The following is a 23,866-nucleotide window of genomic DNA, read 5'->3' as shown; positions in this document are numbered from 1 at the left end:
CCAGGATACCCAGGGGGTATCTGAATCCTCGCTGAACGCCACGCTGAATGCCGAGCTGGCGAGCCCTACGCGGTCGGCTCGACGGGGTCCACGGCGTCGGCGTACTCCGGATGCCGCTCGAGGTAGGCCCGGATGAACGGGCACTCGGGCACGATCCGCTCGCCGCGCGCGACCGTGTCGTCGAGGGCGAAGCGGGCGAGCCGGCTGCCGATGCCCTTCCCCTCGAACTCGGGCTTCACGATCGTGTGCGTGAAGGTCGTCCGGCCTGCAGCGCGCCGGTACATCGCGAAGCCGGCGACCTCCCCGCCGGACCGGATCTCGTACCGCGACCGCTCGGCGACCTCCGCCAGCTCGATCTCCTCGCTCATGCGCTCCTCCGCTCCCTCGGCCGCGCAGGGCTGCGCGGCGCCGTCACCAGGTGCAACGTCGGGCTCCGGCAGGGATTCCCGGCGACGGACGGGACGGCTCAGACGAGCGCCGCGTGGTCCGGAGGGTCGTCGGCCGAGGCATCCGCGCTGTGCACTCCGAGACGGCGGGGGCGGTCCGAGCCGACCCCGCGCGGGCCGCGCAGCCTGGCTTCGTCGTCGCGGCCGGCGGGCCGGCCGAGCACGGCCGACGCCGCCGGAACGAGGCGACGGCGCGGCACCGCGTGCGCGTGAGCGGCGACCGCGGCGGTCGCGAGCCCGAGCTCGTGGGGCTCCGCCGCGGGGTGGGCGTGCGTCGTGGCGACGAGGGCGATGAGCCAGGCGAAGACGAGGGTGAACGCGACGATCTCGAACACCGTCAGGTTGAACAGACCGAGCACCTGGTACGCGAACATGGCCGCGACCTCGATGCCGAGGAAGACGAAGGACAGCACGACGAGGGTGCGCGGCATCCGCCGGGCGAACGCCCGGACGCACCCGGCGAGCCCGGCGAAGCCGGCCGCCGCGGCGCAGGCGAAGACGTTGTGCAGCAGCGTGTCGGTGTCGATCGGCACGAGGCCGACGCCCGCGAGGCTCGCGCCGATCACCGCGATGAGGACCCGCGCGGCGCCGAGCCCGCCCCGGCGGGCGGCGAAGCGCGCCTCGCCGAGGGCCCGGGTGAGCGCCGGGCCGAGCACGGCCATGCCGAGCCCCGCGATCACGATCCCCACGTTGAAGCTCGCGGCGGCGAGGTCGTCGCTCGTGCCGAGCGTGCTGAAGTTCAAGGTCCACCACTCGCCCGTCGGCGTGATGGACATGGCGCCGAGGCTGCCGGCGGCGAGCAGCATGGAGACGAGATTGAAGGTGCGGTAGGCCTCGTGGCCGATCGCCTGGTGGTGGAGCCTGGCGGTGCCCGCGCCGAGCACCGTGCCGAGGAGCACGCCGGCGGCCTCGTGCCCGCCCGGCATCCACGCGAACGCCGGCGCCGCGAAGTGCACCGCGAGCAGGGCGATGCCGGCCCAGACCATGCCGTTCGCGATGGCCCTGGCCCGGTCGTCGAAGCCCGGGAGCCCGAAGCGCATGACGGCGGCGAGCCGCTCCTCCGAGGCGGAGACGACGAGGAGCAGCATCGCGACGGCGACCGCCCCGAGCGCCGCGAGCGGCATGACCGCGGCGTCGGCGGCGCCCCAGCCGCCGAGGGCGTGCGACTGGGCGTCGAAGCCGAGCCCGCGTCCCTCGACGCTGAGCAGTCGGGCGAAGACGATGCCGAAGGCGAGGGCGATCCCCAGCACGAAGATGCGTCGGAGGGCGCGGGACGAACGCAGGGCGATGGCGGCCAGTGGATCGGATGCCGCTTCCGCGACCCGCACGGTCTCCGTGCGCACCTCGGGGAGCGAGGCGCTCGAACGCTCGCCGTTCAGCCGGACGTGATCTTCACGACCGGCGCAATCCGGGGCCGCCATGCGACGCCGCAGGGAGTGTACCCGGAGTGTTGGTGCCGGGGTGGCCCCGACAAACGCACCCCTCATATCCGGACTCTCGTTCACGGGAATCAGACAAAACGAGCCTATCGGCGCCCCCACGCCCGAATCGTCGAGAATCCACCCAAAACGGGGGGCAAAGTCCGAGATTCCGGGGCAGAACGGCCACCGAGCGGCGAGAATCCCGCCCCTTCGCCTCGACGAACGGACGGGGACCGGAGCGGCGGGCGGGACTCGAAACGACGAGCCCGACGGCCGGCGCGCGCACCGGAAGAACTGCCCGCGAAGTCTACCGCATCGTGATGATTCCTCGCGGAAGCGGCGGACGCGGAGCGGCACCGGTACCGGCCACCAGGGCTGTCAAGGCCCTGTCCGAGTCTTCTGCCGCCCGGTAGACCCGGAGCATGCGAGCACTCACCTGGCAGGCCCCGCAGCACGTCTCCGTCGAGAGCATCCCGGATCCCGCGATCGAAGAACCGGGCGATGTCATCATCCGGGTCACCTCGACCGCGATCTGCGGATCGGATCTGCACTTGTACGGGGTGCTGGGCCCGTTCCTGCACCGCGGCGACGTGCTGGGGCACGAAGCCATGGGGGTCGTCGTCGAGGTCGGCCGGGACGTGCGCCGTGTCGCACTCGGCGACCGCGTGGTGGTGCCCTTCGCCATCGCCTGCGGCGAGTGCGCCATGTGCCGGCTCGGGCTCACGACGCAGTGCGAGACGACGCAGAACCGCGACTACGGCACGGGCGCACAGCTCTACGGCTACACCGAGCTCTACGGCTCGGTGCCCGGCGGCCAGGCCGAGTACCTGCGCGTGCGCCGGGCCGACGCGAACGCGGTGGTCGTCGGTCACGAGCTGCCGGACGACCGCTATCTGTTCCTGAGCGATGTGCTGCCGACCGCGTGGCAGGGCGTCGAGTACGCGGCGGTTCCGCCCGGCGGCACCGTCGCGGTGCTCGGCCTCGGCCCGGTCGGGCAGCTCTGCGTGCGGATCGCCCGGCATCGCGGGCTCCGGGTGCTCGCGATCGATCCGGTGCCCGAGCGCCGGCTCCTCGCGGAGCGCTACGGCGCCGAGACCTTCGACCTCGACGACGACGCCCTGGCCGCGCTGCTCGACGCGACCGAGGGGCACGGCCCCGATTCGGTCATCGATGCGGTCGGCATGGAGGCGAAAGGGAATCCGGTCGTCTCGGGGATGCAGCGGGCGATCGGGATGCTGCCGGACGCCGCCGCGCGCAAGCTCATGCTCTCGGCGGGGCTCGACCGCCAGGCGGCCCTGCTGCTCGGCATCGAGGCCGTGCGCCGCGGCGGCACCCTGTCGCTCGTCGGGGTGTACGCGGGAACGGCGGACCCCATGCCGATGATGCGACTCTTCGACAAGCAGGTGCAGCTGCGCATGGGGCAGTGCAATGTGCACGCCTGGCAGGACGCGCTGCGGCCGCTCGTCGAGGACCCCGACGATCCGCTCGGCACGGAGGACCTCGCGACGCATCGCGTGCCGTTGGACCGGGCCCGGAGATGTACGAGCTGTTCCAGAAGAAGGAGCAGGGCTGCGTGAAGGTGGTGCTGAAGCCGTGAGCAGCGAACAGACGCCCCACGAGGAGCCGCTGCCCTCGGCGGGCTCGCTCGACGACTCGCTCGCCTTCCTCCGCGAGGGATACGGCTACGGCGGGCGGCGCTTCTCGCGGCTGCGCGCGGACGGCTTCCGCACCCGCCTGCTCGGCCGCACCACCGTCGTGATGCGCGGGCGCGAGGCGGCCGAGGCCTTCTCTGCGCCCGACCGCATGTCGCGCGGGTCCGCCATCCCCGCGTCGGCCATGCACCTGCTGCAGGACGAGGGCAGTGTCCAATCCCTCTCCGGCGTCGCGCACCGGCATCGCAAGCGCATGTTCCTCGAGCTGCTCGACGACGAGTACGCGGAACGGCTCGCCGAACGCTTCGCCGCGGACTGGGCGGAGGCCGTGTCCGCGGAAGCGGGCCGCACGGTCTCCCTCGCCGAGCTCTGCAGTCGGGTGCTGACCAAGTCCGCCGTGGCCTGGTGCGGCATCCCGGTGCGCCTCGTGGAGGTGGACCGCCTGGCCGAGCGCCTCGGGGCCATGGTCGAGCACGCGGGCCACGTGGGGCCGAGGAACTGGCTGGCGCGCGCCCGCCGTCGCGGCGTCGAGCGCTGGGCGGCGGAAGCGGTCACGGCGAGCCGGACGGGGCGGCTGGCGGTGCCGAGCGACGCGCCGCTCTCGATCGTCGCCCGGCAGACGGGGGCGGACGGCGCGCTGCTCGACGCCGGGACCGCCGCCGTCGAGCTGCTGAACCTCCTCCGACCGATCGTGGCGATCAGCCGGTACCTCGCGTTCTCGGCGCACGCGCTCGAGCGCCACTCCGGCTGGCGGAAGGCGCTCCGGTCGGATGCCGAGGCGCGCCTCGACTTCGCGCAGGAGGTGCGCCGCTGGTACCCGTTCTTCCCCGGCGTGCTCGGCACCGCGACGGCGCCCTTCGAATGGCACGGCCACCGCTTCGAGCCCGGCGACCGCGCGATGCTCGACCTGTACGCCACCGATCACGATCCCGCCGAGTGGACGCAGGCCGACGACTTCGAGCCGGGCCGTTTCCTCGGCGGCGCACCGGGCGGCCCGCTCGTGCCGCAGGGGGCGGGCGACGTCGCGAGCGGACACCGCTGCCCCGGCGAAGGAGCGACCGTGGCCGTGATGACCCGCTTCCTCGCCCTCGCGGCCGCCGAGCCGGCACCCTACTCGGTGCCGGATCAGGACCTGCGGATCAGCCTGCGCCGCGTTCCCGCGCTCCCGCCCGGCGGACTTCGGGTGCGACTGCGCGGCTGAGTCGGCGGCTCAGGCCCGGTACGGCGCCCGCTCCCGTTGCGCCGCCAGGAGCCGCTCGCGGATGCCGTCGTCCTCGACGGCGGCCGCCGCCGCCAGCGCGAGCGCGACCGCCCCGTCGACCGCCGCGGTGTCGCCGGCCGGCGAGAGCGCCGCCTGCGCGAAGCTGTGGTGGTGCGGCACCGCCTCGACGCCGAGGAGCGCGATCATGGGGTGGATCGCCGGCAGGTACTGCGAGACGTTGCCCATGTCGGTCGACCCGCCGGTCGTGCCGGCCGGCACCGGCATCAGCTCGTAGCCGAGCTCCTCCATCGCCTCGTCGAAGAGGCGGCAGAGCTCGTCATCGGGGGCGAGCGGCGCGTACGGCAGCTCGGGCTGCTCGATCTCCAGCGTGCAGCCCGAGGCGAGCGCCGCCCCTTCGAGCGCGCGCCGCACGCGGGCGCGGGCGTCGTGCCACTCCTCCTCGGTGTTCCCGCGGATCTCGACCTCGAGCACGCCCGTCTCCGGGATGACGTTCGTCGCCCCGCCCGCCTCGACGACGAAGGAGCCGACGACGACCGTCTTCGGCAGTTGCTGCCGCAGCAGCCCGAGCCCGACCTGCGAGAGGGTGATCGCGTCGCCCGCGTTCACGCCCTCGTGCGGCGCGGCGGCCGCGTGCGCGGCGCGACCGCGGAACGTCGCGATGATCCGTTCGAACGCCTGGCTGCGGAACCCGCGCGAGACGACTTGCGCGAACGGTCCGCCGTGCACCATGAGGGAGAAGGTCGCGTCGTCCCACGCGCCCCGCTCGAGCATCAGGATCTTGCCACCGCCGAGTTCCTCGGCCGGCGTGCCGAGGAACTTCACCCGGATGCCGAGCCGCTCGGCGACGGCCTTCAGACCGACCGCGGCGCCCACGCCGGCCGCGGCGATGAGGTTGTGCCCGCAGGCGTGACCGACGCCGGGCAGGGCGTCGTACTCGCCGACGACGGCGACGGTCGTCGCGCCCTCGCCGTACACGGCCTCGACGGCGGTCTCGAGGCCGTACGCCCCGCGGGTCACGGCGAAGCCCTCGGCCTCGAGGAAGCCGGCCACGCGCTCGGCGGCGCGGCGCTCCTCGAAGGCGAGCTCCGGGTCGTTGCCGATCGCGTGGCTCAGGGCGACGAGTCGCTCGCGCTCGGCCTCCACGGCCTCGCGCACGAGGGTGCGGGTGGGTGCGTTCGACGGAGAGGCCGCCGTGGCGGGGTCCTGGACGATGGTCATGATGCGGCTCCGATCTGCGGGGTGTCGACGGCGGGGGTGACGAGATCCTCGGCGCCGCGCTGCCGCCGGCGGGCGCCGAGCGCGAGGGCGAGGACCGCCGCGACCACGAGGATGACGGCGAACACGGTCCAGATCACCTGGAAGGCGCCGAACGGCGTCGCGGCGGCGACCTCGCCGCCGCCCGAGCGCGCGAACGCGGCCATCACGGAGGCGACGAGGGCTCCGGCGAGCGAGCCGCCGAGGGTGCGTCCGGTGTTGTAGAGGCCGGACACGGATGCCGAGGCCGACTCGGGCGCGCGGTCGATCACGATGCCGGGCAGCACGGCGAGCACGACGCCCGTGCCGAGGGACGTGAGCGAGAAGAGCCCGCCCACCACGAGGAGCTCGCTCGGACCGCTGGTGAGCACGAGCATGCCGGCGGCCATCAGCACGCAGGCGACGGCGACGGCGAGCGATCCGCCGAGCCAACGGGTCACGAGCGGCGCGACGAAGGAGCCGAGCGTCGCGAACAGGGCGGTGATCGCGAAGACGATGCCGACGAGCCCGGTCGAGGCGCCGGCGCCGTACCCGTCCACGGCGGGGTCCGCGCCCAGGTAGAGCACCGTGGGGGTCTGCGAGCCGAAGAGCGTCATCGCCACCAGCACGCCGAGCAGCAGGGGCACGCCGAGCTTCGCGGTGCGCAGCAGCTTCACGTCGAACAGCGGGGTCGCCGCGCGGTTCTCGACCACGAGGAACACGACGAGCGCAGCGAGGCCGACGAGCAGCGGGAGGAGCGCGAGCGGCGAGCCCCAGCCGACGTTCGAGCCCTCGGAGAGCCCGTACATGATGCCGACGAGGGCGATGCCGAAGGTGCCGGCGCCGAGCCAGTCGACGGTGCGCCCGGGATCGCCCGCCGTGCTCGGCACCGCGAGACCGACGAGGAGAGCCAGCACGACGAGCGGGGCCGCACCGATGAGCTGGGTGACGACGAGGCTGCCGACGGCTTCCATGACGAGTCCGGCGAGGAGGCTGCCGATCGCGAGCCCGAACGTCAGCGTGCCGACGAGGATGCCGACGATGCGCGTGGCGCTGGCCGGCCGGTGGTGCTTCAGCAGCGACATCTCGATCGGCAGCAGCGCGGCGACCGGCCCCTGCACGACGGCGCCGATCAGGATGACGCTGAAGCTCGGGGCGACCGCGATGAGCACCGAGCCGGCTGCGGTGAGCGCCGTGGCGATGACGAGCAGCCGACGCGGGCCGAATCGGTCGGCGAGCATCGTCATGAGCGGCACCGAGACGGCGGAGGAGAGCAGACCGACGGTGAGGATCCAGCTCACGCCGCCTCCCGGCACCTGGTAGTCGGCCGCGATCTCGCCCAGCAGCGGGGTGATCCACCCTTGGATCAGCCCGCCGAACAGTTCGAGCGCGATGAGGGTCGGCACGAGCGCGACGGCGGCGCTCGTGCGCGCCCGGGCGGGCGCGGGGGATGTGGTGGACATGGGGGCTCCTACCTCCGGCGACGACATTGTGCGGGGACGGCCTATAGACTGCAGCACTCGCGCGATTCGCGCGCTGATTGCCGGATACCCGCGTTGGATTGAAGACTGATGCCGAATTCTGTACTCGATACGCTCGATCTCCAGCTCATTCACGCGCTGCAGATCGACCCGCGGGTCTCCTGGAACACCCTGGCCGGCATTGTGCCGAGCGACCCCGCGACGCTCGCCAGGCGCTGGGCGCGGATCGAGCGGGAGGGCATCGCCTGGATCAGCGCCGTCTCGGGCGAGACGACGAACGGCTCCGGCGGTCTCGCGCTCGTCGAGTTCGTCTGCGAGCCCGGCGCCGTGCTCACCACTGCGGCCGCCGCGGCCGCCGATCCCGCGATCTTCTCGATCGACCTCACGGCCGGGCGCCGCGACCTCATCGCCACCCTCTCCGCGCCGGACGACGCCGCGCTCGCGGAGTACGCGCTCGAGCGGCTCGGCGTGATCCCCGGTATCCGCGACGTCCGCACCCACGTCGTGACCGAGGTGCTCCGGCTCGGCTCCGATTGGACGGTTCAGGCGCTCACGCCCGGCGAGCAGGCCCGCGTGCCGGCGCCGCGCCCGCCCCGCGCGGGCTCGGCGAAGCGACTCGACCCCGCGTTCGCGACCCGAGTGCGTCACCTGCTCGCCGCCGACGGCCGCGCCTCCTACGTCGAACTCGGCGAACGCCTGGGCGTGAGCGCGCAGCGCGTCTCCGACGCCATCGCCCTGCTGCGACGGAGCGGCAGCCTCGTGCTCCGCACCGATGTCGCGGCGCCCTACACGAACTGGCCGCTCGCGGCCTGGTTCTTCCTCGAGGCCCCGGCGGCGACCGCGGCCCGCGCCGCCGAGGCGGTGGCCGGGATGCCGGAGGTGCAGTACGCCTCGCTCGCCACGGGCCCGTACAACCTGATCGTCGCGGCCGGTGCCCGGGCGAAGACCGAGCTCCTGCGGATCGAGGCCGAACTCGAGCGGCGGCTGCCGGGCGCTCGGATCGCCGACCGCTCCGTGGTGCTTCGCGTGCACAAGCACCTGGGGCGCATCCTCGACCGCTCGGGACGCGCCACCGGGGAGATCGTCCCGCTCGCGTGATCGCGCTCTCCCCGCTGCCGGGACGGATCAGCGGCGGAGCATTGCGCGGAGGTTTCCTCGGGTTTAGTCTGCGGTCTCGGGGGGATCGATCATGACGCATGCGCACCATCGGCAGACACAGGGCCTCGGCATCCGAAGCGGAAGCGGGCGACACCCACGCTGGCTCGCCGCGATCGTCGCGATCGCGGCGCTCCTCGTCGGCGGCGGCGCGCTGACCGCCGCGACCTCCGCGAGCGGCGCGCCGGGCAGCCCGGGCATCCCGCGCGCGGCATCCGTCCCCGTCTTCGCGGAGGACTTCCAGAACCAGGTCGCCACGAACGGCATCCGCCTGCCGCAGTACACCGGGGGCGCCGCCGCGAACACCTCGACGTACGTCGCAAGCCCCGCCTGGCTGCCCGCCGGCGACCAGTGCAACGGCTGGATCCTGCGCTCCTCGACGCCGCGCAACGCCGTGGTCACGGGCGTCGACTCCGGTTGCGACGCCACCGCCTGGGCCAGGCTCCAGGGCATGGCGACGGCGATCGGGCTCTTCCGGGGCGAGACGCTGCCGGTCGCGCAGCAGAACCAGATCCTCTCCGCCTACACGAACGGCGGGTCGAACCCCGGGCCGGGCGTGCAGTTCCAGACCGCGAAGCCGATCACCACGAGCATCACGGCCGGGCACTTCTACCAGATCAGCGCCATCTACGGCGCGGTGAACTGCGTCTCCGAGGGGCCGGGCCTCGGCCGCCAGGACCCGAGCCTCACCTTCAACCTCATCCAGAACCAGACCGGCTCCGGTCCGGCTCCGGGCACCGGGACCGGCACCATCACGACCCTCGCGAGCGGGCTGAACCCGTGCACCGACCCCGCCGCGCGCATCATCACGACCGCCGGGCAGAACTACCACGTCGCGAAGCTGAACTCGCAGGGCTTCCGCGCTCCCGCCGGGGTGTCGACGATCGGCATCCAGCTGTACAACGCCGCCGGCGGCTTCCGCGGCAACGACTCCGGCTTCGACGACCCGCAGATCGTCGACGCCACGCCGCAGCTCGACAAGGTGTTCTCGCCCACGACCGCCGTCGCCGGCAGCACGACGACGCTCACCTTCACGATCACGAACACCGACGAGCTCGCCGCGAAGAACGGCTGGTCGTTCACCGACACGCTGCCCGCCGGACTCGCCTTCGCCGGCGAGCCCGGGACCGACTGCCCGGCCGGCGTCGCGACGATCGACGGCAACGCCATCACGGGCTCGGGCAACCTCGACGCCGGCACCGCCTCGTGCACCTTCACGGTGCTCGTGACGAGCGCCGTCGCGGGCACGTACACGAACGGCCCCGGCAACATCGGACCGCTCGACGGGCTGCTCGAGCCCGGCGACTCCACCGTCGTGTTCACCGTCCCCGAGACGCCCGCGATCTCGCTCGTGAAGTCGGCCGACCTCGCCGACCCCTCGGAGTTCGTCGCCGACCGCACGGTCACGTACACCTTCCAGGTGACGAACTCGGGCAATGTCCCGCTGACCGACGTCTCGGTGGCGGAGACGGCGTTCGACGGCAGCGGCACGCCATCGGCCATCTCCTGCCCGCAGACGACACTCGCCGTCGGCGCCGCGATGAGCTGCACCGCCACCTACGTGCTGACGCAGGAGGACATCGATCAGGGCAGCGTCACGAACACCGCGCGCGCGACTGGCACACCGCCGAGCGGCCCGCCCGTGACCGCCGACTCGACCGCCGTCGTCTCCGGTGACGAGACGCCCTCGATCGCCATCGTGAAGGCCGCGGACGCCTCGGGCGTGCAGCAGCCGACCGCGGTCGGCGACCCGATCGCGTACACGGTCACCGTCACGAACACCGGGAATGTCACCCTCGTCGACGTCGAGGTGGTCGACACGCTCCTCGGCGACGGGCTGAGCTACACCTGGCCCGGCGACGACGGCGTACTCGCACCCGGGCAGTTCGTGACCGTGACCGGGAGCCACGCCGTCACGCAGGCCGATATCGAGGCCGGCCTCGTCACGAACACCGCGACGACGACCGCACAGACGCAGGCCGGCACGCCGGTCGACGCCGGACCCGCGACCACGACGACCCCGCTCACCCAGGCGCCGAGCCTCCTGCTCGGCAAGGAGGCGACGCCCGACTTCAGCTCACCGCCGAGCGTCGGCGATCTCATCGCCTACGACTTCACGATCGAGAACACCGGCAACCTGCGGCTCGAGAACGTCTCGATCACCGACCGGCTGAGCGGGATCACGGCGATCTCGTACACCTGGCCCGGCGACCCCGGCGTGCTCGAGCCCGGCGATATCGCGACGGGCACCGCGAGCTACGCGATCACCCAGGCCGACATCGACGCCGGCGGGGTGATCAACCGGGCCGTCGCGAACGGCACGACCGCGAGCGGCGCGAACACGCCGTCCAACGAGGTCGAGACGGAGACCCCGATCGATCGCAGCGACGCGATCGCCCTGACGAAGACGGCGGATGCCTCTGGCCTCAGCTCCCCCGCGGCGCCGGGCGATCCGATCGTCTACCACTTCGTGGTCACGAACACCGGGAACACGACCCTGACCGGGGTGAGCATCGCCGAGCAGCTGCCCGGGGTGAGCGCACTGCGCTACACCTGGCCGGGCGTCGACGGGGTGCTCCGGCCCGGGCAGTTCGCGGTCGCGAGCGCGAGCTACCCGGTCGCGCAGGCCGACATCGACGCCGGCGAGGTCACGAACGAGGCGACGGCGAGCGGCACCGGGCCCGACGAAACCGAGGTCGAGTCGCCGCCCGCGACGACCACGACCCCGCTCGACGAGGCCGCGCGGATCACCCTCGTGAAGTCGGCGAGTCCGAGCGATGCGGCGAGCTTCGTCGTCGGGCAGGTCATCACCTACTCCTTCGTGGTGACCAACACCGGCAACCTGACCGTGACTGGGCTCGCGATCACGGAGGACGCGTTCTCGGGCAGCGGCCCGGAGAACCCGATCACCTGCCCGAGCGCCCCGCTGCCGCCCGGCCAGCAGGCGACGTGCACGACGACGTATACGCTGACCCAGGCCGACGTCGACGCCGGCCAGCTCGCGAACACGGCGCATGCGACCGGTGAGGCCGGCGGCGAACCCGTCGAGTCGAACCCCTCCTCGACGGTGATCCCGGCGTTGCAGAGCCCGGCCCTCTCCCTCGTGAAGTCGGCCGACGTCGAGCGCGTCACCGCGGCGGGCCAGGTGATCTCGTACACGTTCCGGGTGACCAACATCGGCAACGTCACCCTGCGGACGGTCGAGGTCGTCGAGACCGACTTCTCCGGGGCCGGCACGGCGCCGGTCGTCACCTGCCCGAGCGGAGCAGCCGAGCTGCTGCCCGGCGCGTTCGTCGACTGCGAGGCGAGCTATACGACGGTCGCCGCCGACCTCACCGGGGCCGCGATCGAGAACACGGCCATCGCGACGGGCACGGCACCCGACGAGTCGCCGGTCGAGTCGCCGCCCTCGTCCGCGTCCGTCGAGACCGTGACGCCGACGCCCACGCCCACACCGGTGCCGCCGAAGCCGGGACCGCCGCTCGCGGGCACCGGCTGGGAGCCGCCCGTCGGAGCGATCCTGATCGCGCTGCTGCTGACGGCGGCGGGCGCCGCGGCGCTGCTCCTCGCTCGGCGCCAGCCCACCGGCCGGCACCGCTGACGACTCGGGGGATGGGGCCGGGCGGTGGGGACACCCGGCCCCGACTCCCCCTCAGACCGTGGCCGGCTCGGCGTGCAGCGCCTGGACCATCGGGGCGAGCTCCGGGCGCTCGCCGGCCTCGGCCAGCACGCGCTCGAGCGCGGCGTCGTGGACGGGTCGCGCGGTCTCGTAGAGCGCGCGACCGGCCGCGGTCAGCTCGCTGTAGATGCCGCGGCGGTCGTCGGCGCAGAGCACGCGGGTCAGGAGTCCGCGGTCTTCGAGCCGCGTGACGAGCCGCGTGGTGGCGCTGGGGCTGAGCGCCGCGGCGCGGGCGAGCTGCTGCATGCGCATGTGCCAGCCGTCCTGGCGGTCGAGGGCGTCGAGCACCGTGTACTCCACGACAGAGAGCCCGGCCGACTCCCCGAGCGCCCGCTCGAGCTCGAGCTCGATCATCGCGTGCAGCGCGACGAGGGTGCGCCAGCCCGTGGCCCGGATCTCGACGGCGTCGTCGGCGATGCCCATGTGCGGCCTCCTCCTCGGTCGTTGCTTGCGCAATCTATTTGCGTGTGCAACTATTAACCCCGCTGCCGAAATATGCAGCGTCTGCAACTACCTCACTGTATCAGGAGAATCGCCCATGCCACTCGGCCTGCTCGCGCTCGCCATCGGTGCCTTCGGCATCGGCCTCACCGAGTTCGTCATCATGGGCCTGCTGCCCGAGGTGGCCGGCGACTTCGGCGTCACCGAAGCGGCGGCGGGATGGCTCATCTCGGGCTACGCCCTCGGCGTCGTCGTCGGTGCGCTCGCCCTCACCGCCGCGACCGTGCGGCTCCCGCGCAAGGCGGTGCTGCTCGGCCTCGTCGTGCTCTTCATCGCCGGCAACGCGCTCACCGCCCTCGCCCCCGACTACTCGGTCGCGATGATCGGCCGGATCGTCGCCGCGCTCTGCCACGGCGCCTTCTTCGGCATCGGCTCGGTCGTCGCCGCGAGCCTCGTCGCCCCCGAGCGCAAGGCCGCCGCCATCGCGATCATGTTCACCGGCCTGACCGCGTCGAACGTGCTCGGCGTGCCGTTCGGCACCTTCCTCGGCCAGCAGTACGGCTGGCGCGCGACGTTCTGGGTGATCGCCGCCATCGGCGTGGTGGCGCTCGTCGGGCTCGCCCTGCTCGTGCCGCCGCTCGGGCATCTCGAGCAGCCGAGGCTCCGCCGCGAGCTGGCCGCGTTCCGCTCCGGGCAGGTCTGGCTCTCGCTGCTCGTCACGATGCTGGCGTTCGGCGGCATGTTCGGCGCCTTCACGTACATCGCGTACACCCTCACCGAGGTGAGCGGCTTCGCGGCCGGTGCGGTGCCGTGGCTCCTGGTGCTGTTCGGCGCCGGACTCTTCGTCGGCAACTGGATCGGCGGGAAGGCCGCCGACCGCTCCATCGACGGCACGCTGCTCGTGTTCGTCTCGGCGCTCGTCGTCGTGCTCATCGGCTTCGCCCTCGTCGCGGCGAACGGTCCCGCCACCGTCGTGGCGCTGTTCCTGATGGGCGGTCTCGGCTTCGGCACCGTGCCCGGCCTGCAGTCGCGCATCATGGGCTACGCCTCGAGCGCCCCGACGCTCGCGTCCGGCGCGAACATCGCCGCGTTCAACGCCGGCAACGCCCTCGGCGCCTGGGCGGGCGGTCTCGGCATCGCGGCCGGGCTCGGCTACACCTCGCCGATCTGGATCGGCGCGGCGCTCAGCGCGCTCGCCCTCCTCGTGCTCGTCGGCGCGGCGCTCGCGGCGCGCTCCCGCCCGCGCTCAGCCGCACCAGTCGGAGAAGCCCCCGTTCTGCACGAGCACCGGGTCGCCTGAGGCGAGGTCGACGACGGTCGTCAGTCGGTCGACGGGCGAGGGAGCGTTCGGGTAGCCGTCGTACGCGGCATCCGCTGCGACGGTCTCGACCGCGACGAGCCGGCCGTTCGGGGAGAGGCAGGAGCCGACGAGCCGACTGCTGCCGCCGCCCGCCCAGCGCACCTCGGTGCCCGCGCCGTCGACGAGGGCGAGCAGCGACTCGGTGCCGCCGTCGCCCGCGAGCAGCACGTCCATCAGGTACGCTCCGTCGGCGTCGAGCTGCTGCACCCGCCCCGGGTAGGCCTGCTCGGGCAGTCCGGCCGGCGGCAGCTCGTTCGCCGTCGTCTCGCCGGTGGTGAGGTCGATGAGGGCGCCGCCGTCGGGGTCGGCGACGACGAGCACGGCGGTGCCGGGCAGGATGCCGCGCAGCTCCGCGTGCGCCCCGAGCGCCATCGGCGGCGAGAGCCCGAGGGCGTCGACGACGAAGAGCCCGCCGTCGAGGTCCTGCAGCACGAGCGAGGTCGTGCCGGGCACGAAGCGCCAGTCCGCGACCGCGAAGGGCTCGCCGTCGGGGCGCAGCACCGGCTCGAGCGCGGCCTGCGCACCCGAGACGTCGAGGGTGAACAGGGCGTGCCGGTAGCGGGGTTCGCCGCCGCCGAGGTTCGTCCGCCCGTCGAAGCCCAGGGCGACGAGCGGATGCGTCGTGGACGCCGCGATGCGGCGGACGACCCCCGGCTCGGGCAGCCCGACGAGCTGGGTCGTCTCGCCGACGCCGGCGACGCGCAGCGTGTTCGTGCCGTCCTCCTCGATCGCCGCGGCGACGACGACCTCCCCGGCCGCGGTGAAGGACTGCAGCCGGGGCGCTTCGAGCACGTCGCTCGGCGCCGGCTCGGACGCGGTCGCCCGGCGCACGACGTCCGGGCGCCCCTCCTGGCTCCGGCGGACGAGGGTGAACACGGGCTCGTCGGCGGTCGTGAACCGGTACGCGACGTCGGCGGCCGCCGGCTGCGCGCCGCCGACGACGTCGTCGATCGCGACGTGGAACTCCGTCCCGGCCGGCAGCGGACGGGCGAAGGTCACCACGAGGCGGTCGCCGTCGAGCTCGAGCGCGGCGGGCTCGTGCGGGCTGATCCGCAGCTCGCCCACCCGCGCGACGGGCTGATTCAGCTGCAGCACCAGGCGGGACTCGGCCAGGCGGGTGACGCGCTGCACATCGACCGCAGCGTCGACGAGCTTCGGGCCCTGCAGGAACCCGGCGGCGCCGAGCGAGACCGCGGCGAGCGCGAGCAGGCCGAGGGTCGCGGCGAGCCCGCGCCGGAAGCGGCGGGCACCGGAGTCGGTCGCGGAGTCGGTCGCGGCGTCAGTAGACATACGGCTGCTCCGGCTGTTCGACGGGCTCGAGCTCTTCGGGCAGCAGCACGAGGCCGCTGCCGCTCGTGGGGTCCGGGCCGAAGGCCCCGCTCACCCGCACCCAGTCGTCGACCGCGAAGCGCTCGCGCCAGTCGGGCAGGTGCACCGGCACGCCGATCGGCTGCGCGTCGACCGCGCAGCAGGTGATCGTGAACCTCGCGAGGTAGAAGGCGTCGTCGGGGTCGCCCGGGGCGGGCGTGACGAAGCCGACGAGTTCGGGGCGCTGGCCGGCGAAGGCGGCGGGGTCGTCGTTCTGCCGCACGAGCAGCGCCCAGTCCTTGAGCGTGAACGTCGCCGGGTCGGCGCCGCGGAGGCTCGGGGCCTCGCCCGCGAGGTCCGCCGTGGTGCGGTCGATGTCGCGCTGCACGGCGGTGCGCGAGGTGAGCGCCGCCGGGGGCACCACGAGCAGCGTCACGACGGCCGTGGAGACGAGGAGCACCGTGCCCCACGCGGCGAGCTGGGCGAGCCGGCGGCGATGCGGCGGCGTCCCCGGCGCGGTCTCGTGGTCGGCATCCACCTCGTCCGCGTCATCCGCCCCGCCGGCGCGCGGTGCGAGCGCCAGCGCGGCGATCGCGGCCGCACCGCCGAGCACCGCCATCACGGCGGTGAAGCCGAAGTAGCGCGGGTGGATGTAGAGTCCGAGGCCGCCGCCGAGCGCGAGCCAGACCGTCGCGACCACCCCGACGAGGGTGAGGGCGACGCCCTTCCACCGGGCCACGAGCCTAGGCAAGCAGGTTCACCCCCAGGCCGAGCGCGGCCGCGGCGAGCGCGACGATGGCGGTCAGTTGCACGAGCGTGCGCGCCGTGAAGGTGGTGCGCATGAGCGCGAGCATCTTCACGTCGATCATCGGTCCGAACACGAGGAACGCGACGATCGCGCCGGGCATGAACGTCGAGCCGAAGGAGAGCACGAAGAAGGCGTCGACGTTCGAGCAGATCGCGACGACGAAGGCGAGCAGCATGAGGGCGAAGACGCTGAGCACCGGGTTCTGGCCGAGCGCGACGAGCAGCTCGCGGGAGACCACGACCTGGATCAGCCCGGCGACCGCGGAGCCGACGAAGAGGGCGGGCAGCATCGCGGAGGTCTCGTCGGCGAACATCCGGGCGGCGCGCCGCGGCTTCGAGCCGGCCGCGGCGTGGTCGTGCGCGCAGGCGGCCTGGAACGCGGGCGTCAGCAGCGACATCGGGCGGGGATGCCGGCTGAACACCCAGCCGACGAGGTTCGCGATGACGAAGCCGCCGAGGATGCGGGACACGAGGATGCCGTCGTCCCAACCGAACGCCTGGTACGTCGTGATGATCGTGACGGGGTTCAGGATCGGCGCGGCGAGGAGGAACGTCATCGCCTCCCCGACGGTCAGGCCGCGGAGCACGAGTCCGCGCGCGAGCGGCACGTTGCCGCACTCGCAGACGGGCAGCAGCACGCCGAGGAGCGAGACGACGGCGCGGCGCAGCAGGGGGCTGCGGGGCAGCCGCCGGGTGAGGAGGTCGGCGGGCAGCCAGAGCTGCACGGCGATCGAGAGCAGGATGCCGAGGAAGACGAACGGCAGGCTCTCGATGACGACGCTCGCCGAGAGGGTGATGAAGTCCTGCACGCCGTCGTCGAGCCCGGCGGAGAGTTCGGGCGGCGCGAGCCAGCGCACGGCGAGGAGGCCGAGGATGCCGGCGACGCCGAGGGCGAGCGGCAGCGGGGCGATCCGGCCCCCGGTGCGTCGCCCGGGCGCGAGGGGCGCCGGGCGCAGCGGGGCGAGGGGACTCGGGGGCATCCCGTCGAGGGTAACCGAGAATCGGAATCGTTCTCAATAGCTCGGCCGGCGTCCGCACGCCGACGCGGCGGACCGCCCCGCACCGCCCGAGGCGCGAGGCGACCCGCCGCTGCCTCAGCCGGCCAGATCCGCCAGCGCGGCGCCGAGCACCTCGAGGTGCAGCTCGACGTCGGCGCTGCTCGTCTCCGGGCACATGAGCGCCATGTTGTGGAACGGCGTCAGGAAGATTCCCCGGTTCAGCAGGAAGAGGTGCAGGTAGTCCTCGAGCTCCGCGTCGGTCGCGAGGTACGACTCCGTGCCGTTCCGCGGTGCCGGCGAGGCGAAGCGGTACTCCGAGCGCGCGCCGAGCTGCGTGACCGTCCACGGCAGCGCGAAGCGGTCGATGAGCCCCTGCACCCCGGCCGTGTACTCCCCCGACAGGGCGGTCATTCCCGCGAACGCCTCGGGCGTGAGCACCCGCTCCAGCGTCGCGCGCGCGGCCGCGAGGCTCAACGCGTTGCCGGCGAGCGTGCCGCCGACGCCGCCGGTGTCGACCAGGTCGGCCTCGGGGTCGGACCAGATCCGGTCGGCGAGCTCGGCGCTCAGGCCGTAGGCGCCGATCGGGATGCCTCCCGCGATCGCCTTGCCGAGGGTGACCACGTCCGGCTCGAGCCCCCAGGCCGCGGTGCAGCCGCCCGGCCCGGCCGAGAAGGTGTGCGTCTCGTCGTTGATGAGCAGCGTCCCGGCCGCTCGCGTGAGCTCCCGCACCCCGGCGAGGTACCCGGGCTCCGGCAGCACGATGCCCATGTTCGTCAGCGCCGGCTCCATCAGCACGGCCGCGACGTCGCCCGCGGCGAGCTCGCGTTCGAGGCCGGCGAGATCGTTGAACTCGACCACTCGGCTCGTCTCGGTCACGTCGTAGGCGGGTCCGACGTTGCCGGGGCGCGCCCTCGGCCCGTCGGCGCCGGTCACGATGAACGACTCGTCGACGCTGCCGTGGTAGCTGAAGCTGTTCACGAGCACGCGCGGCCGGCCGGTGACGGCACGGGCGAGTCGCAGCACCCAGCGGTTCGCATCGGTCGCCGAGAGCGAGAAGCTCCACTCCGCGACGCCGAAGCGCTCGGCGAGGATGCCGGCGACGGCCCCCGCGTCCTCCGTCGGCATCATCGCGGTCGCCCCGCCCAGCCGGCCGTAGCGCCGCTCGACCGCTTCGACCGTCGCCGCCGGCGAGTGGCCCGCCATCGCGCCCGTGTCGCCCAGGCAGAAGTCGACGTATCGGTTGCCGTCGGCGTCGGTCACCCGCGCCCCGCGGGCCGAGTCGAGGTACAGCGGGTACGGCCCGGCGCTCTTCGCCATCCACGTCATCGGCACGCCGCCGAGCAGGTGCGGCGCCGCGGCCTCGTGCAGCCGACGGGACTCCGGGGTGCGCCGCACGAACTCCCCGCGCTCGCGGGCGAGCAGCTGCCCGAGCCGGGTCCGGTCCATCGTCGTCGCGGTCATCCGCGGTTCCTCCACATCTCCTTCGCCGAGCGCAACTGCCCGGTCGCGTCCTGATCGATCCGTCCGTCGCGGATCTGCACGAGGTACACCTCGCGCGCCCGTCGTTCGCTGATCCAGCCCTCGCGGACATCGGCGAGCACGAGCTCGGGCTCGCGCGTCGCGGGGTCGCCGTAGCCGCCGCCGCCGCTCGTGCGGGCGACGAGCCGCTCGCCGACCTCGATCACCTCGGGGCCGCAGATGTCGAGCGCGACGAGCGATCCGTCCCGCGTCCGCTTCTGCTGCCTGGAGGGCGCGCCGGCGCGTCCGCCGCGCGCGCCCGCCATCGGGTTGATCGAGCCGTCGTTGGCGTAGATCGCCTCGATCGGCCCGCCGATGGGCCCGTACTCGACGATCGTGCCCGGCGCGCCGCGGCGGTGCCCGGCGCCCTCCGTGTCGACCGCGAGCCGGCGCTCGTGGATGACGATGGGCTGCTTGAGCTCGTCGATCTCGACGCTGTCGAGCAGCAGCGTGCCGCCCGAGCCGAGGTCGTCCATCGTGAGCCAGCCGTCCGTGTGCGGGCCGGCGGCGCCGCCGTTCGTGCCGGTGAAGATCTGGTTCACGAAGGCGGTCGCACCGGCCCGCCGGTCGATGCCCGAGACGACGGCCTCCGCCGGGGACATCCCGGTGCCGACCTCGGCCATGCCGAGGCCCGCGCCGAGCTCGGCCATCGCCCGTTGCACGAGGTTGCCGACGCGGTTCGACAGGTTGGTCGTCGCCACCGAGCAGCTCACCGGATGACGCGGGATGCCGACGACGCAGTTCTCCCGCAGCAGCACCCGCACGCGGCGGAAGCTGCCCTGGTTGTGCGGGATGGTGTGGTCGATGCTGTTGAACAGGCCGATGAACGCGGCCGCCCGGGACGTCGCCTGGCTGAGGTTCAGCCCCGACGGCACGCAGTCCGGGTTGTCGCGGAGGTCGACCTCGATCATCCCCTCCTCCGGCAGCACCGTGACGGTCGCCTGGATCGGCACGCCGTCGGGCACCCCCGGGAACGGGTCGTGCACCGTGGACTTCGTCGTCGATCCGGCGGGCAGCGCGCGGATCGTGACCTCCATGCGCCGCTCGCTGTAGTCGAGCCAGTCGCGGGAGAAGCCGTCGAGCACGTCCCAGCCGACCTCCTCGCCGAGCTCGAGCAGCGCCCGCTCGCCGATCCGGGCGCTGCCCATGATCGCGAGGTAGTCGCCGCGCCACTGCTCCGGCACCCGGATGCGCATCTCGCACATCCGCAGGATGTCGTCGAGGTCGGCGTAGTCCTGCTGGACCCGCACCACGGGGAACACGAGGGCGCCCTCCTCGTACACGTCGCGGGCGCTCGCCATGTACGTCGTCGGCACCGAGTTGCCGCAGTCGGCCTGGTGCGCCTTCGCGACGACGGTGAAGCGGTGCACGCCGTCGCGGTCGACGACGGGCACCATGATCGCGTGATCCGCGGCGTGCGTGTTGCCGTGGTACGGGGAGTTGTGCAGGAAGGCGTCACCGCGGCGCATCACCGGGAAGAACTCGCGCAGCGCCTCGGCCTGCAGGTCGGGCCCGCCCATCACGTGGATCGGCAGGCTCTGCCCCGTGGTCAGCACCTCGCCGTCGGCGGTGAGGATGCAGCAGGAGAAGTCCCGCGCCGTGTTCAACACCCCGGAGCGCCCGGAGCGGGCGAGCGTGTTCGCCATCCGGCGCACGATCGCCTCCAAGCGGTGGCTGAGCACCGCGAGCTGGGCGCCGTCGTTCGCGGGGGCGGTGGATCGCTCGGTCATCGGAGGCTCTCCTCGAGGTCGGGCAGGGGGGTCGCACCGGCGGTTCGGGCAGCGGGGGTGATCACGAGGGAGCCGCTCGGGGCGATCTCGACCGAGCTGGCGTCGGCGACGACGATCGTCGTGAACGGCGACTCGATCAGGATCGGGCCGCGCTCGGCGAGCCCCGGAGTGAGCGAGGACAGCGGGCGCACCGGCACCTCGACCATGCCGGCACCGCGCACGTACGCGGTGCGGCTGGTCGCCACGGTGCCCGACTCGAGCCGCGCGGAGAGCACGCCCTCGGCGCGCTCGAGCGGCACGCGCACGCGCGCCCCCCAGCTGACCACCTCGACGGGCGAGCCGTCGTCGCGGATGCCGAGGATCTCCTCGTGCACGTCGTGGAAGTCCGCGACGAAACCCGCGACGTCGTCGGCGCCGGCGAACCGCTCGCCGCGGAGCGGGATCTCCAGCTCCCAGATCTGCTGCGGGTAGCGCGCCTCGGCGTAGAGGCCGATGCTCGCGGCGCCGCCGCCCATCCGCTCGGCGAAGGCGCGCCCTCTGGCGAGCAGCTCCGCGAGCCCCGCGTTCACGCGCTCGGCGTCGAAGGCCGAGGTGAGCGCCGGGATCGTGGACGAGTACACCGCGGTGTAGTCGCTCATCAGCGCACCGGCCGCGGCGAGCGCGGCGCCGACGGCGGGCATCACGAGCGAGGGCGAGCCCAGCCGACCGGCGACCGCCGCGGCGTTCAGCCCCGCGGCGCCACCGCCGCCGACGAGTACCGCCGCCGAGGGGTCGATGCCCTGCTGCAGGGTGATCTCCTCGATCGCGTGCACCATCTGCTCGGTGGTGAGGTCGAGCACGGCGGAGGCCGCCTCGACGAGGCCGAGGCCGAGCGGGACGGCGACGTCGTGCTCGATCGCCCGGCGGGCCGCCTCGACATCGAGCCGCATGCGGCCGCTCGAGAAATGCTCCGCGTCGAGGTAGCCGAGCACGAGCGCGGCATCCGTCACGGTCGCAGCGGTGCCGCCCCGACCGTAGCAGGCGGGGCCCGGCTGCGAGCCGGCGCTCTGCGGTCCGACGTGCAGCAGTCCGCCGGAGTCGACCCAGGCGATGCTGCCGCCGCCGGCGCCGGCGCTCTTCACGTCGATCGAGGGCAGGCCGGTGAGGTGGCCGGTGCCCTCCTCGCCGACCCAGGCGGTGCGGGTCGAGGGGATCTCGCCGCGCCGCACGAGCGTGACGTCGAAGGTGGTGCCACCGGCATCCGCGATGATCACCGCGTCGGAGCCGGTGTCGGCGGCCGCGTAGGCGCGCCCGGCGACGGGCGCCATCGAGGGCCCCGAGTTCAGGGTGACGATGGGGGCCGCCGCGGCGTCCTCGACCTCGACCACCCCGCCCATCGAGGTGACCATGAGGATCCGCCCCGCGAGCCCGGCCTCCCGCAGCCGACCGGTGAGGGCGGCCACGTAGTCGGACATGAGCGGCTTCAGCGAGGCGTCGATCGCGGTGGAGGAGGCGCGCCGGTACTCGCGGAGCGAGGGGTTCAGCGCGTGCGAGAGGCTGAACGGGATGCCGCCCAGCCGGCGGGCGAGCACCTCGCCGACGGCGAGCTCGTGCGCCGGGTTCACCGTCGCCCAGAGCAGGCACACGGCGACCGCTTCGACGTCGAGCTCGAGCAGGCGATCGCAGGCCGCCTCGACGGCGGCGAGGTCGAGCGGCTCCAACTCCTCCCCCGTGGAGAGGATGCGGCCGGGCAGCTCGAGGGTGAGCCGGCGCGGCACGTACGGCTCCGGGTAGGGCACGGTGAAGTCGTACGGGTCGCGACGCCCGCCTTCACGCAGCAGCAGCACGTCGGGGTGCCCGCTCGTCACGAGGAGCGCGGTGCGCGCCGCCGTGCCGGTGAGCACCGCATTCAGCCCGCGGGTCGTGGCGTGCGCGAGACTCGCGACGCGGGCGAGGAAGTCCCCCGCGCCGACCCCCTCGGCCGCGGCGGCGACGCCGATGACGTCGAGGATGCCCTGCACGGGATCGCTCGGCACGGTCGGCGCCTTGAAGAGGCGGAGCAGTCCGCCCTCCTCGACGACGAGGTCGGTGAAGGTGCCGCCGATGTCGACGGAGAGGCGCAACGGGTGCGCCTGCGAGTGCGCCTGCGGGTCAGAAGCCATACGACGACACCCCCGAGGCGCTCAGGCTCTCGGCGTCGAGCGGGCGGGCGAGGCCGACGGCGTCCTCGAGGTCGGCGAGGAACGGGGCGATCCGGCCGACGTTGTGCGGCATCGGCACGAGCACCATGCCGACGGGGGCGGGCACCGAGCGGGCGGCGAACATCCAGCCGCGGCGGCGCAGCTCCTCGGCGGTCGGCCGCAGGTCGAGCGTCGTGGAGTGGATGAGCGACATGTTGATCCGCGAGCCCGGGTGGATCTCGAGGCCCTCGATGCGCTCGACCCCGGCGTTCAGCTCGTCGCGCATCGCCATCGAGGCGAGCGAGACGGCCTCGTAGCCGGCCTGGCCGAGCAGGCGTACCATCGCCCAGGCGCCGGCGATCGGGCCGACGCCGCGGGTGCCCGACATCGTGCCGTTCGGCGGGCAGATCTCCTTGGCCGCGGCAAGCAGGGCCTCGTCGCGGAAGGTCAGGCTGCCGGCGGGAGGCGGCGCCATGCCGTTCTTGTGCAGGTCGGCGCTGATCGAGTGCACGCCCGGCACCCGGAAGTCCCAGACGGGGATCGTCGGGTCGTAGCCGGAGCGCTCGAGGAAGGGCAGGATGTAGCCGCCGAAGGCGCCGTCCACGTGCAGGTAGAGTCCGTGCCGCTCGGCGATCTCGCCGATCTCGGCGATCGGGTCGACGCTGCCGAAGGCCCAGGTGCCGGCGGTCGCGATGATGGCGATGGTGTCGGGACGGATGGCCGCCTCGATCGCGGCGGGGTCGACCTCGTGCAGGCGGCCCTCGGGGGCGGGCACGACGATCGCGTCGAGGTCGAACATGCGGCAGAGCTTGTGCAGCGAGTAGTGCCCGTTGTCGGGGAACACGACGCTGCCGCCGCGCCGCCCGGAGAGCTGCTTCGCCGTGAGGATGGCGCACATGTTCGACTCGGAGCCGCCCGCCGTGAGGAATCCCGTCGGCGTCTCCGCGCCCATCAGCCCGCCCATCCACGAGATGACCTCGGCCTCCATCTCGCGCGCGCCGCCCCCGGTGATCCAGGTCTCGCCGTGGATGAAGCGGCGGTAGGCGTCGACGGCGAGCTCGCGCACCTCGTCGCCCCAGGGGGTGAGCGGGGTGTCGACGAGGTGCGGTCCCTCGTCGAAGAGGTTGCTCGGCATCTCGGGGAAGCGCGAGACGACCTCGAGTCGGTCGAGCTCCTGCTCGAACTCGCGTCGGGTCAGCCCGCTGGGATAGGTGGTCATGATCGGCCTCTCGGAAACGGCGGTGGTCGGGTGGGGT

Annotated in this window: 17 protein-coding genes; 5 read left to right on the top strand and 12 right to left on the bottom strand. The window is 73.4% G+C overall.

What is annotated here, in order from left to right:
• Positions 1–65: 65 nt before the first annotated feature.
• Together IEY71_RS11420 and IEY71_RS11415 are read right to left on the bottom strand one after the other, a co-directional pair.
• Positions 66–368: a GNAT family N-acetyltransferase gene (locus IEY71_RS11420; RefSeq protein ID WP_189085456.1), complete on the bottom strand. Its 303-nt coding sequence runs from the start codon at positions 366–368 to the stop codon at positions 66–68.
• 98 nt (positions 369–466) lie between these two features.
• Positions 467–1,867 (bottom strand): hypothetical protein, encoded by a 1,401-nt coding sequence (locus tag IEY71_RS11415; protein ID WP_189085455.1) that lies wholly within the window; start codon positions 1,865–1,867, stop codon positions 467–469.
• Between the two features lie 422 nt (positions 1,868–2,289).
• Between IEY71_RS11415 and IEY71_RS11410 the strand changes: the two genes are divergently transcribed.
• Together IEY71_RS11410 and IEY71_RS11405 are read left to right on the top strand one after the other, a co-directional pair.
• Positions 2,290–3,444 (top strand): alcohol dehydrogenase catalytic domain-containing protein, encoded by a 1,155-nt coding sequence (locus tag IEY71_RS11410; protein WP_308426146.1) that lies wholly within the window; start codon positions 2,290–2,292, stop codon positions 3,442–3,444.
• 16 nt (positions 3,445–3,460) lie between these two features.
• Entirely contained in the window at positions 3,461–4,720 is a 1,260-nt protein-coding gene (locus IEY71_RS11405; protein WP_189085454.1) for a cytochrome P450, read from the top strand.
• Positions 4,721–4,729: 9 nt separating this feature from the next.
• On the opposite strand, the gene IEY71_RS11400 is transcribed toward IEY71_RS11405, so the two are convergent.
• Together IEY71_RS11400 and IEY71_RS11395 are read right to left on the bottom strand one after the other, a co-directional pair.
• Positions 4,730–5,959, bottom strand: coding sequence for a M20 family metallopeptidase (locus IEY71_RS11400; protein ID WP_189085453.1), 1,230 nt, complete (start codon positions 5,957–5,959; stop codon positions 4,730–4,732).
• Positions 5,956–7,437 carry an MFS transporter gene (locus IEY71_RS11395; protein WP_189085452.1) on the bottom strand — a complete coding sequence of 494 codons (1,482 nt, stop codon included), beginning with the start codon at positions 7,435–7,437 and terminating at the stop codon, positions 5,956–5,958. Before IEY71_RS11395 ends, IEY71_RS11400 begins: the two co-directional genes overlap by 4 nt.
• A 108-nt stretch (positions 7,438–7,545) precedes the next feature.
• On the opposite strand from IEY71_RS11395, the gene IEY71_RS11390 reads away from it, so the two are divergent.
• Positions 7,546–8,553 carry an Lrp/AsnC family transcriptional regulator gene (locus IEY71_RS11390; RefSeq protein ID WP_189085451.1) on the top strand — a complete coding sequence of 336 codons (1,008 nt, stop codon included), beginning with the start codon at positions 7,546–7,548 and terminating at the stop codon, positions 8,551–8,553.
• Positions 8,554–8,644: 91 nt separating this feature from the next.
• Positions 8,645–12,211 (top strand): CLIPPER-2 domain-containing protein, encoded by a 3,567-nt coding sequence (locus IEY71_RS11385; protein WP_189085450.1) that lies wholly within the window; start codon positions 8,645–8,647, stop codon positions 12,209–12,211.
• A gap of 51 nt (positions 12,212–12,262) precedes the next feature.
• On the opposite strand, the gene IEY71_RS11380 is transcribed toward IEY71_RS11385, so the two are convergent.
• Positions 12,263–12,712, bottom strand: a complete 450-nt coding sequence (locus IEY71_RS11380) for a MarR family winged helix-turn-helix transcriptional regulator (protein ID WP_189085449.1) — start codon at positions 12,710–12,712, stop codon at positions 12,263–12,265.
• A gap of 115 nt (positions 12,713–12,827) precedes the next feature.
• Between IEY71_RS11380 and IEY71_RS11375 the strand changes: the two genes are divergently transcribed.
• Positions 12,828–14,030 (top strand): MFS transporter, encoded by a 1,203-nt coding sequence (locus tag IEY71_RS11375; protein WP_189085448.1) that lies wholly within the window; start codon positions 12,828–12,830, stop codon positions 14,028–14,030.
• Here the strand turns inward: IEY71_RS11375 and IEY71_RS11370 are convergent.
• The 7 genes from IEY71_RS11370 to IEY71_RS11340 all read right to left on the bottom strand — a co-directional run bounded on the left by IEY71_RS11370 (position 13,977) and on the right by IEY71_RS11340 (position 23,829).
• Positions 13,977–15,380 carry a hypothetical protein gene (locus IEY71_RS11370; RefSeq protein WP_189085447.1) on the bottom strand — a complete coding sequence of 468 codons (1,404 nt, stop codon included), beginning with the start codon at positions 15,378–15,380 and terminating at the stop codon, positions 13,977–13,979. The genes IEY71_RS11375 and IEY71_RS11370 overlap by 54 nt on opposite strands.
• On the bottom strand, positions 15,370–16,137 hold the full coding sequence (locus tag IEY71_RS11365; RefSeq protein WP_189085446.1) for a TIGR03943 family putative permease subunit: 768 nt from the start codon (positions 16,135–16,137) through the stop codon (positions 15,370–15,372). The genes IEY71_RS11370 and IEY71_RS11365 overlap by 11 nt, the downstream gene beginning before the upstream one ends.
• Before the next feature lie 4 nt (positions 16,138–16,141).
• Positions 16,142–17,185, bottom strand: coding sequence for a permease (locus IEY71_RS11360; RefSeq protein WP_189085445.1), 1,044 nt, complete (start codon positions 17,183–17,185; stop codon positions 16,142–16,144).
• A gap of 114 nt (positions 17,186–17,299) precedes the next feature.
• The gene (locus tag IEY71_RS11355; RefSeq protein WP_229781697.1) at positions 17,300–18,664 is read right to left on the bottom strand and encodes a transaminase; all 1,365 of its coding nucleotides are present in this window, start codon (positions 18,662–18,664) and stop codon (positions 17,300–17,302) included.
• Positions 18,661–20,451, bottom strand: coding sequence for a hydantoinase B/oxoprolinase family protein (locus IEY71_RS11350; protein WP_189085444.1), 1,791 nt, complete (start codon positions 20,449–20,451; stop codon positions 18,661–18,663). Before IEY71_RS11350 ends, IEY71_RS11355 begins: the two co-directional genes overlap by 4 nt.
• Positions 20,448–22,592, bottom strand: a complete 2,145-nt coding sequence (locus IEY71_RS11345; RefSeq protein WP_229781696.1) for a hydantoinase/oxoprolinase family protein — start codon at positions 22,590–22,592, stop codon at positions 20,448–20,450. Before IEY71_RS11345 ends, IEY71_RS11350 begins: the two co-directional genes overlap by 4 nt.
• Positions 22,582–23,829 (bottom strand): aminotransferase class V-fold PLP-dependent enzyme, encoded by a 1,248-nt coding sequence (locus IEY71_RS11340; RefSeq protein WP_189085443.1) that lies wholly within the window; start codon positions 23,827–23,829, stop codon positions 22,582–22,584. Before IEY71_RS11340 ends, IEY71_RS11345 begins: the two co-directional genes overlap by 11 nt.
• Between the last annotated feature and the right edge of the window lie 37 nt (positions 23,830–23,866).

The sequence above is a fragment of the Agromyces mediolanus genome, from assembly GCF_014648575.1.
Taxonomy (GTDB): domain Bacteria; phylum Actinomycetota; class Actinomycetes; order Actinomycetales; family Microbacteriaceae; genus Agromyces; species Agromyces mediolanus.
The sequence above is the reverse complement of the archived record's forward strand: the minus strand, read 5'-3'. Positions and strand labels throughout refer to the sequence as shown.

Coding starts and splice junctions, on each gene's coding strand:
- IEY71_RS11420 (WP_189085456.1), bottom strand. CDS start 368: ATGAGCGAGGAGATCGAGCTGGCGGAGGTCGCCGAGCGGTCGCGGTAC.
- IEY71_RS11415 (WP_189085455.1), bottom strand. CDS start 1,867: ATGGCGGCCCCGGATTGCGCCGGTCGTGAAGATCACGTCCGGCTGAAC.
- IEY71_RS11410 (WP_308426146.1), top strand. CDS start 2,290: ATGCGAGCACTCACCTGGCAGGCCCCGCAGCACGTCTCCGTCGAGAGC.
- IEY71_RS11400 (WP_189085453.1), bottom strand. CDS start 5,959: ATGACCATCGTCCAGGACCCCGCCACGGCGGCCTCTCCGTCGAACGCA.
- IEY71_RS11395 (WP_189085452.1), bottom strand. CDS start 7,437: ATGTCCACCACATCCCCCGCGCCCGCCCGGGCGCGCACGAGCGCCGCC.
- IEY71_RS11390 (WP_189085451.1), top strand. CDS start 7,546: ATGCCGAATTCTGTACTCGATACGCTCGATCTCCAGCTCATTCACGCG.
- IEY71_RS11385 (WP_189085450.1), top strand. CDS start 8,645: ATGACGCATGCGCACCATCGGCAGACACAGGGCCTCGGCATCCGAAGC.
- IEY71_RS11380 (WP_189085449.1), bottom strand. CDS start 12,712: ATGGGCATCGCCGACGACGCCGTCGAGATCCGGGCCACGGGCTGGCGC.
- IEY71_RS11375 (WP_189085448.1), top strand. CDS start 12,828: ATGCCACTCGGCCTGCTCGCGCTCGCCATCGGTGCCTTCGGCATCGGC.
- IEY71_RS11370 (WP_189085447.1), bottom strand. CDS start 15,380: ATGTCTACTGACGCCGCGACCGACTCCGCGACCGACTCCGGTGCCCGC.
- IEY71_RS11360 (WP_189085445.1), bottom strand. CDS start 17,185: ATGCCCCCGAGTCCCCTCGCCCCGCTGCGCCCGGCGCCCCTCGCGCCC.
- IEY71_RS11355 (WP_229781697.1), bottom strand. CDS start 18,664: ATGACCGCGACGACGATGGACCGGACCCGGCTCGGGCAGCTGCTCGCC.
- IEY71_RS11350 (WP_189085444.1), bottom strand. CDS start 20,451: ATGACCGAGCGATCCACCGCCCCCGCGAACGACGGCGCCCAGCTCGCG.
- IEY71_RS11345 (WP_229781696.1), bottom strand. CDS start 22,592: ATGGCTTCTGACCCGCAGGCGCACTCGCAGGCGCACCCGTTGCGCCTC.
- IEY71_RS11340 (WP_189085443.1), bottom strand. CDS start 23,829: ATGACCACCTATCCCAGCGGGCTGACCCGACGCGAGTTCGAGCAGGAG.